Below are 14,151 nucleotides of genomic sequence, written 5' to 3'. Positions count from 1 at the left end.
CCATAGCGAGTTGCCCATGAGCAATCCGCTATAGCTATTTAAAATCAGTGACGTATTAAAATTCACGGTCGACATCCTTGTCTCCACGGCCAGATAGATTGACAATAGCAAGTTTGTTTTTATCTTTCAATAGTCTGACCGCCAGGGCAACAGCATGTGAAGACTCGATTGCCGGGATGATTCCTTCTAATTTGGAAAGCAATTTATAGGCGGCGATTGCTTCGTCATCCGTAACCGGATAATAGTTGGCCCGATTGCTATCCTTTAGAGCGGCATGCTGTGGCGAGATACCCGGGTAATCCAGTCCTGCAGATACGGATGTGGATGGGATCGGATTGCCTGAATCGTCAACAAGGCAGTAGGAATAGGTACCTTGAAATACGGTCGGTTTACCAAAAGATAAGGTAGCGGCTGTTTTAGGGTAAGTACCGGAGCCACCGCCTTCACCGCCATTGATTTCGACTTCTTGATCATCCAGAAAACCTGAGAACAACCCTATGGCATTTGATCCACCGCCTACACAAGCAAAGATACTATCTGGAAGACGTCCTTCCTGTTCAAGTATTTGTTGTCGGGCTTCTTTGCCGATCACACTTTGAAAATAGCCTACCATTTTAGGATAGGGGTGCGGTCCGACATGCGAACCGAGGAGATAATAAGATGTTGGGTTTTCGACATAGTACATCAGCGCAGCGTCAACAGCATCTTTGAGTGTTCGGCTTCCTAGGTTTGTTGTGACAACCTGAGCGCCCAATAGTTCCATCCGTTTTACATTCAGCGCCTGACGGGCAGCATCGATCTCTCCCATAAATACCTTGCAGGGAATATTTAATAAAGCAGCTGCTGTGGCTGTTGCAACACCATGTTGTCCCGCACCGGTTTCAGCAATGATCTCGGTAGCACCCATTTGTTTGGCCAATAAAATCTGACCGATGCAATTGTTTATTTTATGTGAACCCGTATGGTTTAGATCCTCCCGCTTTAAATAGATTCTGGAACCAACATAATCACTTAGGTTTTTTGCAAAGTACAAAGGTGATGGACGTCCAACATAGTGTTTTAGGATGGAAATAAATTCTTTTTGGAATTCTTCTTTCTGTACATGGCTATCGAAAAAATCGGCTAACTTGTTTAACTGACTTTCCAAAACGGGGGGAATAAAAGACCCACCATACTCACCATATTTACCATTGTATTGAAGCATGTTTTCGTTTGCTTCGACAGATGCACACTTTTCTAGACTCATTTTAGGCTTAAGTTTTCTTGTTGTAAAAATGTTTGATAATAAAAGAAGCCTAAATATAGTAATCTTTGTAGTTTTTGGATAAAAAACAACGAAATATTGTTTACGAATTGGATATAGATCGTTGGGTCAAGTTGTTCAAAAGAATTTTATTCGTATATAAATTTTTGTTTATTGTTTTCTATTTATACAGTTTGTGTATATAGTCCGTGTTCCAAGCGTTATTTGACAATTGTTTACATCTTATTTGAGACTGATTCGGGCCTGATTCGCCCCTAGAAGCAGGTCTGAGCATAGTGCGAACAATATCAGTGCACATTGAGTCCGTGTTTAACACGGACTCACTATGGACTCATGTCGGATTCATCAGGGATTCATGTCGAGCAAGATGCGATCATCTGTAGGAGCAGATAGCTAACGCGGTCGAACAGAAGCCGAAGCATTGACGGAGCATTCATAACCTTGAATATGATTATAAAAAAAGGCATCTTTATCAGAAAAAGATGCCTTTTTTTATATATGTCTTACGAACAATAATAGATCGCAGTCTGTTTTACGCTTTTGGTTTGCGGAAGATAAAATAGAGACCAACTAAAATAAAAGGTATACTCAAGAGTTGTCCCATATTGAGTAACATGCTTTGTTCAAAGGCTTCTTGATCAATTTTAAAATGCTCCAGTACCATTCGTGCACCAAATAATAGAACCATAAAAATACCGAACAATTTTCCTTTTTGACGATTCGGGTTCGATTTGAATAAGGAGCCAATAATAATAAAGATGATAATATAGGCGATGGCTTCATAGAGCTGGCCCGGATGGCGGGGGATGTTATCATGGCGTTCAAAAATTATTGCCCAGGGCAAATCCGTAGGCGTACCCACCATTTCCGAATTGAAAAAATTGCCAATACGGATCAACGCGCCGGCGATAGGCACAACCACAACTAGTCTGTCCGCTAACCATAAAAAGTCAGTTTTTGTCTTACGGCAGAAGAGGTAAAGTGCGACAAGGATACCAATGGCCCCTCCATGGGAGGCCAATCCGGCAAATCCTGTCACCTGGAATCCGTTTTTATCCCATTTAAAAGGAAGGAAAATTTCCAGAATGTGGTCTTTATAATAGTCGAAATCGTAGAACAAGCAATGACCAAGTCGTGCGCCGATCAGTGTGCCTAGGAAGATATAGATGGAGAGTTGATCCAGTTGCTCTTGCGTCCGGCCTTCTTTTTTGAAAATGCGCAACATAATAACATAGGACACAAAGAAAGCGAGGAGCCAACATAAGGCGTAATAGCGTAGGGCAAATGCGCCAAAGTTGAACATTTCGGGATCTACGTTCCAATGTATTGCACTTAGTATTGAATTCATATTTTTTATGTCTGTTTAAATTACCAAGGTAAAGATAAGGTTTAATCTTATTTTTCAATAAAATCAAAGTGAAATGTAAAAGGAATATTCCAAAAAACATTTTTACTTTTGCATTTCATTGAAATTTTCATATTTTGACGAAAGTAAATAGAAAAGGAAAAGATGGCTGAAAAGAATAAGAAAAAAGAACCGAAAACGACAGCAGTCGTAACAAAAGATTCGCTTTCATTTTTTGAAAAATATATAAACAATGCTTCACCCACAGGTTTTGAATGGGAAGGTCAACGTTTATGGCTGGACTATCTGAAGCCTTATGTGGACGAAACTTTTGTTGATAATTATGGTACGGCGGTTGGTGTAATCAATCCAAAGGCTGCCTATAAAGTGGTGATCGAGGCGCATGCCGATGAAATCTCCTGGTTTGTCAATTACATTACAAAGGATGGATTGATCTACGTGGTACGCAATGGTGGTTCAGATCATCAGATTGCGCCTTCCAAACGGGTGAACATCCATACGGAAAAAGGCATTGTGAAGGCGGTATTTGGCTGGCCTGCCATCCATACACGTTCGGGCGAGAAAGAAGAAAATCCTTCCCTAAAAAATATCTTTTTGGATTGTGGATGCAGTTCCAAAGAGGAAGTTGAAGCATTAGGAGTGCACGTAGGCTGTGTGATTACCTACGAAGATACCTTTTCGATACTGAACGATCGTTATTATATCGGACGTGCACTGGACAACCGGGCCGGCGGATTTATGATTGCTGAGGTTGCGCGCCTGCTGAAAGAGCATAAAAAGAAATTGCCGTTTGGATTATATATCGTAAATTCGGTGCAGGAAGAGATTGGTTTGCGCGGTGCCGAAATGATTGCAGATCGCATTAAACCGAATGTTGCCATTGTGACTGATGTGACGCATGATACCCAGACACCAATGATCAATAAGATCACTCAGGGAGATTTATTCTCCGGAAAAGGTCCAGTACTATCTTATGCTCCAGCGGTTCAGGTCAATTTGAATAAACTGTTGGTTAAAGTTGCAGAGGAAAATAATATCCCATTTCAACGTCAGGCATGTTCGCGTTATACAGGAACAGATACTGACGCTTTTGCCTACAGCAATGGCGGTGTGCCTTCCGCTCTGATTTCCCTGCCGCTACGTTATATGCATACGACGGTTGAAATGGTGCATAAAGAGGATGTCGACAACGTGATCCGTTTGATCTATCAGACGTTGTTGAATATCGAGGATGGACAGGACTTTAGAACATTTACAAAATAGAATTTAGGATTATATTAACTTATCATTTAGAATTATTATGGAAAATAACCAAAATCAAAACGAATTGAGCATCGAGTTGACAGAAGAAGTAGCAGAAGGAATCTACTCAAATCTTGCGATTATCACTCACTCTAATACAGAATTTGTGGTTGACTTTATCCGTGTGATGCCAGGAGTGCCAAAAGCAAAAGTGAAATCAAGAATCGTTTTGACTCCAGAGCACGCAAAACGCTTGTTAGGTGCATTGGTTGATAACGTGAATCGTTTCGAAGCTTTGAACGGTCCGATCAAAATGGATGTGGGTGTTGCTGAACAACCTCAACAAGGTGGTGACCCAACTGTAGCATTTCCTTTCGGAACTCCTCAAGGTCAAGCATAGTCAATAACATAATCTATCGATAATTAAGGCGCCAATAAAACAATTGGCGCCTTTTTTTGTCTCCATTTGTGGTTACTGGGCTACCCCAGTATTTGGGCTTGGGCCCGACTTTTGCTATTTTTAGAAAAACTTATTTCAAAAGGAGATTTATATGGATATTCAAGTGCGCAACTTGACAAAGAAAGATTATGTTGATTTGAAAAAATCAATGGAACAAGCTTATGATGGTGTTGGAGATACCTGGTCGAAGGAAAATATTCTGGATCTGATCGAGATATTTCCCGAAGGGCAATTGTGTGTGGAGATCGATGGGCATGTGGTTGCCTGTGCGCTGTCCATTATCCTCAATTCTAAAAAGAATAACATCTACGATAGTTATTATGATATTATTGATGACGGTAAATTCAGTAAACATAGCAACGACGGAGATACGTTGTATGGTATTGAGGTATTTGTCCACCCGGAACATCGCGCATTGAGACTGGGGCGGCGCCTATATGATGCACGTAAGGAACTGTGCGAGCAGATGAACTTAAAATGTATCGTTGCCGGTGGTCGGATTCCAAACTACCATAATTACGCGGACAAGATGAGTCCGAGAGTCTATATTGAGAAGGTCAAACGCAAAGAGATTTATGATCCGACATTGACGTTTCAGCTTTCCAATGATTTTCATGTCAAAAAGATCCTGAAACATTATCTGCCTGAGGATGCTGAATCGATGGAATTTGCCACCTTGCTGGAATGGAATAATATTTATTACGAATCGGAAACCCGGTCGATCTCAACGACCAAGCAGACGATTCGTCTGGGATTGGTGCAGTGGCAGATGCGCTTATTCGACAATATCGAAGCGTTCTATGACCAGATTGAATTCTTTGTGGATACTGTGAGCGACTACGGAACGGATTTTATTATGTTTCCGGAGTTTTTTAACACACCATTAATGAGTCCATATAACGACCTCCCTGAACGATTGGCAATGGAAAGACTGGCGCAGCATACTTCCGAGATTATTGATCGTATCCAGCAATTTGCGGTTTCCTATAACGTGAATATTATAGCAGGCTCTATGCCGCTGATGGAAAATAAGAAACTCTATAATGTTTCTTACCTATGTCATCGAAATGGTAAGCTGGATGAATTCAAGAAAATTCATATTACGCCAAATGAATTTAAGTATTATGGTATGGTCGGTGGAAGTGAGGTAAAAATATTCGATACGGACTGTGGTAAAGTCGGTTTGCTGATTTGCTATGATGTGGAATTTCCGGAATTGAGTCGTATTTTGGCCGATCAGGGCATGCAAATCCTCTTTGTGCCTTTTATGACGGATACGCAGAATGGCTACATCCGTGTCCGGACTTGTGCACAGGCCCGTGCCATCGAAAACGAATGTTATGTGGCCATAGCAGGTTCTGTTGGTAACTTGCCGCGTGTCAACAACATGGATATCCAATATTCGCAGTCTGCAGTCTTTACGCCATCGGATTTTGCCTTTCCAAATAATGCCATCAAGGCCGAAGCGACACCCAATGCTGAGATGGTACTGATTGCCGATGTTGATCTTTATGCTTTGCGTGATTTGCATGAATACGGTACGGTAAAAATCAAAAAAGATCGACGCAAAGACTTGTATGAAGTAAAACTTTTGAAATAATCGGCTTGTATTTTTGAGAGGCTTCAAAATATGCTTAGCTTTAATGATATTCTTTAATCTAATAAAGTATGATACAAAAAGTCAAATGGGGGACGCTCTCTATCGTCTTAATGATGCTGTCATGTCAGTCAAATAAGAGCAAGGAAAGTGCACAAGAAATCAGAACCAATTTTTTTGATGTTTCTGGCATGGATACAACGGTCAATCCGGGTGATAACTTCTTCCAATATGCGAATGGCGCATGGATGAAAAATACGCAGATACCTGCTTCCGAAACAGGTTGGGGTTCATTCTATATTCTGGCGGACGAAAATTTGCAGAAATTGAAAACAGTATTGGAAAATGCTGCCCAGTCTAACAGTAAGAAGGGATCGGATCAACAGAAAGCCGGTGATTTTTATGCGAGTGGTATGGATACCGTAACAATCGATAAACTTGGCGCCAAACCAATAGAAGGAACAATTCAGAAAATCAATGCATTGAAAACTATCGATGAGCTGATCGCCTATGCAGCAGACGGATTTAAAGATGGTGATGGAGACCTTTTCAGTTTTTATGTGGCTGCCGATGATCGAATCAGCACTAAAAATGCACTCCAGTTTTTTCAGGGCGGCCTGAACCTGCCCGAGGCTAGCTATTACCTAGATCAGGATGACAAAGCCAAAAAAATCAGGGCAGCCTATGTAGCCTATCTGGTTAAACTATTTGGGCTGATCGGTGAGGGGGCAAATGCCCAAAAATCGGCTGAAGAAGTTCTTAAACTGGAAACGGAAATTGCAAAATCCCATCTGACACCTGTTGAATTGCGGGATCCGATTAAAAACTATAATAAGTTCGCCGTTCAGGATTTCCAGAAACAGACACCCAATTTGAATTGGAAAGATATCCTCGGCCGTTTGGAGGTGAAGACCGATACGATTTTGGTGCAGCAACCTAAGTTCTATTTAGCATTAAACAATCTGTTAAAATCACAGCCTGTAGAGATTTGGAAAACAAAGCTAAAAGCGGATTTGGCAAATGCTTCTGCGACCGCGCTGAGTAAGGAATTTCGCGATGCAAAATTCGAACTATTCGGCAAGACACTCAATGGTCAAAAGCAACAAAAAGAACGCTGGAAGCTGATGGTCAGTTCCGCTGACGAAAACCTGGGTGAGATTGTTGGCAAGCTCTATGTGGATGACTATTTTAAGCCTGAAGCAAAGCAGCGCATGATGGAATTGGTCGATAATTTGCAAAAGGTCTACAAAACCAGAATTGAAAAATTAGACTGGATGACCCCGGAAACCAAGAAAAAAGCAATCGAAAAATTGGAAGCTTTTGTCAAAAAGATCGGTTATCCTGAAAAATGGAAAGATTACAGTGATGTGGAAGTGGCGAAAGATACCTATTATGCGAATCTGCAATCTTCTGCAAAGCACGCTTATAAGGAGATGGTCGGTAAAATAGGTAAGCCTGTCGACAAAAAAGAGTGGCTGATGACCACGCCGACGGTCAATGCGTACTATAATCCACCATACAACGAGATTGTATTCCCTGCCGGAATTCTACAATTTCCATTCTTTGATGCCAATGCGGATGATGCGATCAACTATGGTGCTATTGGTGCTGTCATAGGTCATGAGATGACTCATGGTTTTGATGATCAAGGGCGGCAGTATGATAAGGCTGGTAACTTAAACGACTGGTGGACACCTGTGGATGCCAAACAGTTTACTGAACGCGCAAATCAGGTTGCGAAATTATACGGAAGTTTCACCTTATTGGATAATCAACATGTCAATGGAGAATTGACTTTAGGGGAGAATCTGGCCGATATCGGTGGTTTGAACATTGCTTATGATGCGTTTAAACTGACCAAACAAGGGCAGGGGAATGAGAAGATTGATGGTTTTACAGGTGATCAGCGTTTCTTTTTAAGTTTTGCACAAGTATGGCGGGTAAAAAGCAGCGACGAGCGCATGCGTTTACGTTTGAAGGTTGACCCACATAGTCCGGAGCAATTCCGTGTGAATGGCCCTGTCTATAATATGGAAGCATTTTATAAAGCGTTTGATGTACAGCCAACAGCTAAAATGTACGTTGCCCCAGAAAAAAGAATTTTAGTTTGGTAAGCCCTTATTACCTGCTATTCTGTTATTTCCCTATAGTAGTAGCAGATCAGCTGGAAAGAAATGAATGGAAAAAGATAGATTTATCTTTGAATTGTGGTAAAAACTAATTACTTTTGCCCTTCATTTAATAACACATTTAATTAATTAACAATGTACGCAATAGTAAATATAGCAGGACAGCAATTTAAGGTTGCAAAAGACCAGTTCCTTTTTGTACACCGTTTACAAGGAGATGAAGGCGCTAGTATTGAATTTGACAATGTATTGTTAGCAGAAGACGGTGGTAAATTTACCATTGGTACACCTAGCGTTGCTGGTGCAAAAGTTTCGGCTAAAATTTTGTCTCATTTAAAAGGCGATAAAGTTATCGTTTTCAAGAAAAAACGTCGTAAAGGCTACAAAAAGAAAAACGGTCACCGTCAACAATTTTCTAAAATCCAGATTACTGGTATTACGTTATAATTGAATTTTTAATCAGACATCAGTCTTAAATTAAGATAAAGAAATGGCACACAAAAAAGGTGCGGGTAGTTCTAAGAACGGCCGTGAGTCACATAGCAAGCGTTTAGGTATCAAAATCTTCGGTGGTCAACAAGCAATCGCAGGTAACATCATCGTACGCCAACGCGGTACACAACACAATCCTGACACGAATGTTGGTATTGGTAAAGACCACACATTGTTCGCTTTAGTAGACGGTAAAGTAGTTTTCCGTAAAAAAGCTAACAATAAATCTTATGTATCTGTAGTTCCTACAGAACAAGCATAAGGTTTGCAACAATATTTGAAGAAGGCATCAAGCAATTGATGCCTTTTTTTATGCACATCATTAAAGTTGTTTAAATTTTTATTAAACAGCTTTAATGACTTTGTTAAAAATCTGCAGTGTTCATCTGTCTGGATACGAGCTGCTTGCTGAGCTATGCAAACTGTAATTATTGTGTCTGCTCATCAATTATCTGCTAAATCGTGCGATGAATTGTTATTTTCTGTTAAATGTAACTGCTTTGGTACAATTTTTATAAGGGATATGTGTTTTTAAGCATATACTGCGTCTGGGGGTAAACACTGGTACATATATAGTATGGATATTCAATATGGCCATTAAAATACAAAATGCGAAGTATTCATGAATACCATTGTATGCGAACACAAATGAATAATTACTTATATATGAAATACAACAAGTTTGGATATGGTCTGTGTGTTGGGTTATTTGCCTGTTCATTCTATTCCTGTAGTTCGATCTATATGCCCAATGTGCCTTCGGCACCTATGTTTACGGAAGCTGGAGAGGTGTATGTTTCCGGAAATATAAACACAAAGGCAAACGTATCTGCAAACCTGGGGGTAGCAGTGACCGATCATGTCGCTGTCATTGCCAATGGATCTTATGTGGATAATAGATCCAATACGAAAGACTATGCACAGAAAATGGGGGAAGCGGGGATCGGATACTATACCCGTTTTGGACGAAAAAATAATCGTGTATTTGAAGTGTATGGCGGATATGGACTGGGGACCACGAGTGTAATTGATAAAAGATCTTCAACCATGGGGCAAGCAATCGTCGAGACAAAGTATATGGATTTTGACAAAGTGTTTGTGCAGGTGAATTTTTCTTCGGAAAAGAAAGACGCCCTGAAATTGTTCGGTAATAGACATGATATTGACTATGGAACGATTATCAGACTGAGCAATATGCGTATGAAGAACTTCGCTATTGATGGGCTTCCCGTAGAGAAAGAAGATAACATGCTGATTGAGCCCGTATTTTATACACGGATGGGGCTCGGGAAAGGATGGAAATTGCAGTATACGAATGGAATGGTTTTCGGTTTTAAAAGCAATACGTATTTAAAAGCGGGTTACCCATTGTTTACACTGGGAGTTTTGTATAAATTTGGAGGAAAATAGCGGCTATGAGCAAGAAAATTTTATTTGGATGTTTGGTCTTTTTGGGTTTATTTATTTCCGGATGCGGTGTGAATAGACAAAAGGCACAGATCGAGAACTTGGCAAAATGTAAGTTTGATGTAGAGTCTGTAGACAGTATTCGATTGGCAGGAACATCATTGCAGCGTCTGATCAAAAATAATCAGATTGATCTAGGGGCGGCACCCAGTTTGGCTTTGGCCTATTTACGAAAAGATATTCCATTGGATGCGGTTATTCGCCTTAAGATTGATAACCCCACCTTAAAGAAGGCATCAATCAATAAGTTTCAGTATATTATCCTGTATGGCGGTCAACAGCTTGTTGAAGGAATTGTTAATCAATCCTTACAAATTGAACCCGGAGGGTCAACGATGGCCAATGTGCGTATTGCGACCAATATTTATGATCTTTTGGTAAATTCTGATCTGCAAAATTTTTTAATGTCCAGTGACGAGAATAAAAAGGGAATATTTACGTTAAAAATTAAACCTTCAATCAACATTGCTGGTCAGTCTGTATTTTATCCAGGATACATTACCATAGATAAAGCGGTAAGTCGAAAGATTCTGCTCTAAAAAGGTTATAGACCCAGCAAGAAGATGAAAAGGTTTTCCATGAGAATGGAAAACCTTTTTTATTGACAGCGTTATTTTTTATATACAGTGCTTGTCTTAATACGCGACAAGTCAATTTGCTAAACCGTTATTATAAATAGAATTTGCTGGTAAGAATTAAACTGTAATAAAAAAGTTATAGTGTCAAAGTGTAAAGTATACACCTTATTTTATATTTTAGTCTTTAAATAGAAACCTAAATATGTTAAAAAGATTCTTAATTCCTGTTTTACTGTTTACTGGCGTATATGCCATTGCTCAAAACAAGTTAGATCCTTATGAGCAGACCATTGCGGGGACCAATCTTTCGTTTAAAATGGTGGCTATCCCAGGCGGAAGCTTTAAAATGGGATCTGTATCTGGCGGGAAGGAAGATGAAAAGCCAGCGCACGAGGTTAAGCTCGACCCTTTTTGGATGGGACAGTATGAAGTAACCTGGGACTTGTTCGAACCCTTTTTGTACAAGGATTATGAAATTGCGAAAAGTAAGGACGGTAAGGTTGCTCCAGAAATAGATGCCGTAACCCGGCCTACGAAGCCTTATCTTGATATGACATTTGGTTTTGGGAAAGAGGGGCATCCGGCACTTGCGATGACCCACTATAATGCGATTCAATTCTGTAAGTGGTTATATGTTCGTACCGGTGTGTTCTATCGTCTTCCTACCGAAGCAGAGTGGGAATATGCAGCACGTGCTGGTGCCAAGACAGCCTATTTTTTCGGCGATAACGATATGCCATTAGGAGAATATGCCTGGTTTAAGGATAATGCTGAGCAAAAGACACATGCCGTAGGGGAGAAAAAGCCAAATCCCTGGGGTCTTTATGATATTTATGGGAATGTGAGTGAATGGACTTACGACCAATATAAGGCTGATAGCTACACGGAAGGTAAGGATAAGGTGTTGACTAATCCAGTTGTTGTTCCAACGACTTTATATCCTAATGTTGTTCGCGGTGGGGCATTTGACAGTGCTGCTGCTGATCTGCGTTCGGCCGCTCGTGGCGCTTCGGATCCAATATGGAAACAATTGGACCCGCAGGTTCCAAAAAGTAATTGGTGGTTTCCTGAGGCACCATTCGTTGGTATGCGTTTAGTTAGGCCGGTCAATCCTCCTAGCCATGAGGAAATTATGGCTTATTATGATAAAAAACCAATTAAAGATTTTTAAAAAAATAAAATAATCAATTTAAAACTATTATGGAAAATCTAGAAAGAAGAGATTTTATTAAAACTTCTGCCATGGTTGCAGGCGGCGCCATGTTAAGTTCGCTGCCTTTATCTGGAGCCTATGCCGCTGGTTCCGACGTGATCAAAGTAGCTTTAGTCGGTTGTGGAGGTAGGGGTACAGGGGCTACATTTGATGCGCTAAGTTCGGGAGCGAACATCAAAGTTGTTGCTTTGGCTGATGCATTTAAAGATAATTTAGATAGTACATATAATACCCTTAAGGAAAAATGGCAAGATAAAATTGATGTCAGCGACAATCATAAATTTGTTGGTTTTGACGCCTATAAAGAGGCAATAAAATTGGCAGATGTGGTTATTTTGGCTACGCCTCCAGGGTTTAGACCAACACATTTTGAAGAAGCGATCCGTCAGGGAAAACATGTTTTCATGGAAAAACCTGTTGCTGTGGATATTCCGGGCGTACAACAAGTTATTCGTGCGGCTGCTGAAGCTAAACGCAAAAAATTAAATGTTGTCGTAGGGTTGCAACGCCGTTATCAAACGAATTACCGTGAGGCAATCAAGCGTATTCACGATGGTGCAATCGGTGATGTAACTTCAGGACAGGTTTATTGGAATTCGGGCGGCGTATGGGTACGCCCACGTAAGCCTGAGCAAACGGAAATGGAGTATCAAATGCGTAATTGGTACTACTTCAACTGGTTATGTGGTGATCATATTGTTGAACAGCACGTCCACAATATTGATATTGCCAACTGGGTGAAAGGTTCTTATCCGGTATCTATCCAGGGTACTGGAAGCAGGGCGCACCGTACAGGCAAAGAATACGGCGAGATCTACGATAATTTTGCGTTGGAATTAACTTATTCCGACAACAGTGTGGTATATAGCCAATGTCGACATTTTGAAGGAATACAAAATCGTGTTGATGAGCAGTTTCAGGCCACAAAAGGTCGTGTATACCTTTCAGCTGGTGGCCAAGCCGTATTGTACGATTGGAAGGGTAAAGAAATCTATCGTCATGATGCGAAAGGTAATCCTAACCCTTACCAACAGGAACATAAAGAACTTTTCGCGGCGATTGCCAAAGGGGAGTATAAGTTTGACAATGCAGAGTACGGTGCCTACAGTACTTTAACTGGTATCATTGGCCGTATCGCCTGTTATACAGGTAAGGTCATCAAATGGGATGAGGCATTGAAATCAACGATCAAATTGGGCCCAGATGTACTGGCTTGGGACGCTAAACCGAAGTTATTGCCTGATACCGAAGGCTTTTATGCTGTAGCTAATCCGGGTCAAAATACAAACCTTTATATTTAATAGCTGTGCGGTGATGGGGCTAAACGGGAAAATTTGCCATATATTCTTTTTTATGATGTGGTCGCTTGGTTTACAGGCACAAACGGGTTTAAAAGAATTAAGCAAGATTCGACTGGAAGGCCCTGCACAAGGCACACAGTTTCACCTTACTTATTTTGCTACGGATAGCGTTGTCAAGCGGTCGGAAATAGACAGTATCTTAAAAGTTATTGATCTATCCATGTCGGTCTATCGCAAGGATTCCAAGATATCGTTGTTCAACCGGGATACGGTGACGCATATCGAAATGGATCAACATATGGCGCATGTCATTGCAGCTTCATTTTGGTACAACAAGCTATCCAAAGGCCAATTCGATATTACCATTGCCCCACTGGTCAACCTTTGGGGCTTTGGTGCGAGAAAAAGCGACGTAGTACCAGATTCGGCCACGGTCTACCAGGCAAAGCAATTTGTCGGTATGCACTACCTCAAAGTCAATCACAATCGGCTGGTAAAGAAAAAATCGGGTGTTAAGATTGATGTGAATGGTATCGCACAGGGCTATACGGTGGATGTGCTGGCAGATTACCTAAAACAGAAAGGACTGTCGGATTATATGGTAGAAGTAGGGGGCGAAATCCGGGTTTCGGGAACACCTCCCGGACAACAGGGCTTTTCAATCGGTATTATACAGCCCGATGAAGGTAGACAGGAAGAGACAATGACGGCGGTTGTGCAGCTCCGGTCCGGGGCTTTAACTACGGCTGGTAGTTTTGAGAAGTTTATTAAATATAAGGATAAAAAACTGGGACACCATATAGATCCCATTTCAGGTTTTCCCTATACAACCAGCATCTTAAGTGTTACGGTGTATGCCGGAACGGCCATGGATGCCGATGCCCTGGACAATTACTTTATGAGCATGGAGCCTGCCGAAATTATTGCTACGGCCAAGAAGCTTAAAGACGTGGAGGTTTTTGTCATTTATAAAAATAAAAACCAAGCCATTCAGACGGTTTATTCGGATGGATTTGGTAAATTATTTAAAAATTAATCAACT

General features: G+C 40.9%; 13 protein-coding genes. 11 read left to right on the top strand and 2 right to left on the bottom strand.

Annotated features, from left to right (window positions below; genetic code table 11):
* Positions 1–55: 55 nt before the first annotated feature.
* Entirely contained in the window at positions 56–1,246 is a 1,191-nt protein-coding gene (gene trpB / locus HMAT_RS08630) for a tryptophan synthase subunit beta (RefSeq protein WP_233789154.1), read from the bottom strand.
* A gap of 550 nt (positions 1,247–1,796) precedes the next feature.
* Complete coding sequence (gene lgt, locus HMAT_RS08625; RefSeq protein WP_104382328.1) at positions 1,797–2,612, bottom strand: prolipoprotein diacylglyceryl transferase; 816 nt, start codon at positions 2,610–2,612, stop codon at positions 1,797–1,799.
* A 162-nt stretch (positions 2,613–2,774) separates the two neighbouring features.
* Between lgt and HMAT_RS08620 the strand changes: the two genes are divergently transcribed.
* From HMAT_RS08620 to HMAT_RS08570, 11 genes are all read left to right on the top strand, one after another.
* Positions 2,775–3,893: a M42 family metallopeptidase gene (locus tag HMAT_RS08620; protein WP_104382327.1), complete on the top strand. Its 1,119-nt coding sequence runs from the start codon at positions 2,775–2,777 to the stop codon at positions 3,891–3,893.
* A 37-nt stretch (positions 3,894–3,930) separates the two neighbouring features.
* On the top strand, positions 3,931–4,272 hold the full coding sequence (locus HMAT_RS08615; RefSeq protein WP_104382326.1) for a DUF3467 domain-containing protein: 342 nt from the start codon (positions 3,931–3,933) through the stop codon (positions 4,270–4,272).
* Positions 4,273–4,423: 151 nt separating this feature from the next.
* The gene (locus tag HMAT_RS08610; protein ID WP_104382325.1) at positions 4,424–5,932 is read left to right on the top strand and encodes a carbon-nitrogen hydrolase family protein; all 1,509 of its coding nucleotides are present in this window, start codon (positions 4,424–4,426) and stop codon (positions 5,930–5,932) included.
* A 68-nt stretch (positions 5,933–6,000) separates the two neighbouring features.
* On the top strand, positions 6,001–8,043 hold the full coding sequence (locus HMAT_RS08605) for a M13 family metallopeptidase (RefSeq protein ID WP_104382324.1): 2,043 nt from the start codon (positions 6,001–6,003) through the stop codon (positions 8,041–8,043).
* 150 nt (positions 8,044–8,193) lie between these two features.
* A complete protein-coding gene (gene rplU / locus HMAT_RS08600) occupies positions 8,194–8,505 on the top strand; it encodes a 50S ribosomal protein L21 (RefSeq protein WP_028068281.1) in 312 nt (103 codons plus the stop codon).
* Between the two features lie 43 nt (positions 8,506–8,548).
* On the top strand, positions 8,549–8,812 hold the full coding sequence (gene rpmA, locus HMAT_RS08595; protein ID WP_046672918.1) for a 50S ribosomal protein L27: 264 nt from the start codon (positions 8,549–8,551) through the stop codon (positions 8,810–8,812).
* A gap of 404 nt (positions 8,813–9,216) precedes the next feature.
* Complete coding sequence (locus tag HMAT_RS08590) at positions 9,217–9,960, top strand: hypothetical protein (protein WP_104382323.1); 744 nt, start codon at positions 9,217–9,219, stop codon at positions 9,958–9,960.
* Between the two features lie 5 nt (positions 9,961–9,965).
* Positions 9,966–10,556 (top strand): hypothetical protein, encoded by a 591-nt coding sequence (locus HMAT_RS08585; protein ID WP_104382322.1) that lies wholly within the window; start codon positions 9,966–9,968, stop codon positions 10,554–10,556.
* A gap of 241 nt (positions 10,557–10,797) precedes the next feature.
* The gene (locus tag HMAT_RS08580; protein WP_104382321.1) at positions 10,798–11,766 is read left to right on the top strand and encodes an SUMF1/EgtB/PvdO family nonheme iron enzyme; all 969 of its coding nucleotides are present in this window, start codon (positions 10,798–10,800) and stop codon (positions 11,764–11,766) included.
* A 29-nt stretch (positions 11,767–11,795) separates the two neighbouring features.
* A complete protein-coding gene (locus tag HMAT_RS08575; RefSeq protein ID WP_104382320.1) occupies positions 11,796–13,109 on the top strand; it encodes a Gfo/Idh/MocA family oxidoreductase in 1,314 nt (437 codons plus the stop codon).
* Between the two features lie 52 nt (positions 13,110–13,161).
* Positions 13,162–14,145, top strand: coding sequence for an FAD:protein FMN transferase (locus HMAT_RS08570; protein ID WP_158655678.1), 984 nt, complete (start codon positions 13,162–13,164; stop codon positions 14,143–14,145).
* Positions 14,146–14,151: the final 6 nt, after the last annotated feature.

The sequence above is a fragment of the Sphingobacterium sp. HMA12 genome (assembly GCF_002933815.1).
Classification (GTDB): domain Bacteria; phylum Bacteroidota; class Bacteroidia; order Sphingobacteriales; family Sphingobacteriaceae; genus Sphingobacterium.
Note: the sequence above shows the minus strand (reverse complement) of the source record. Positions and strands in the feature narration are given on the sequence as shown.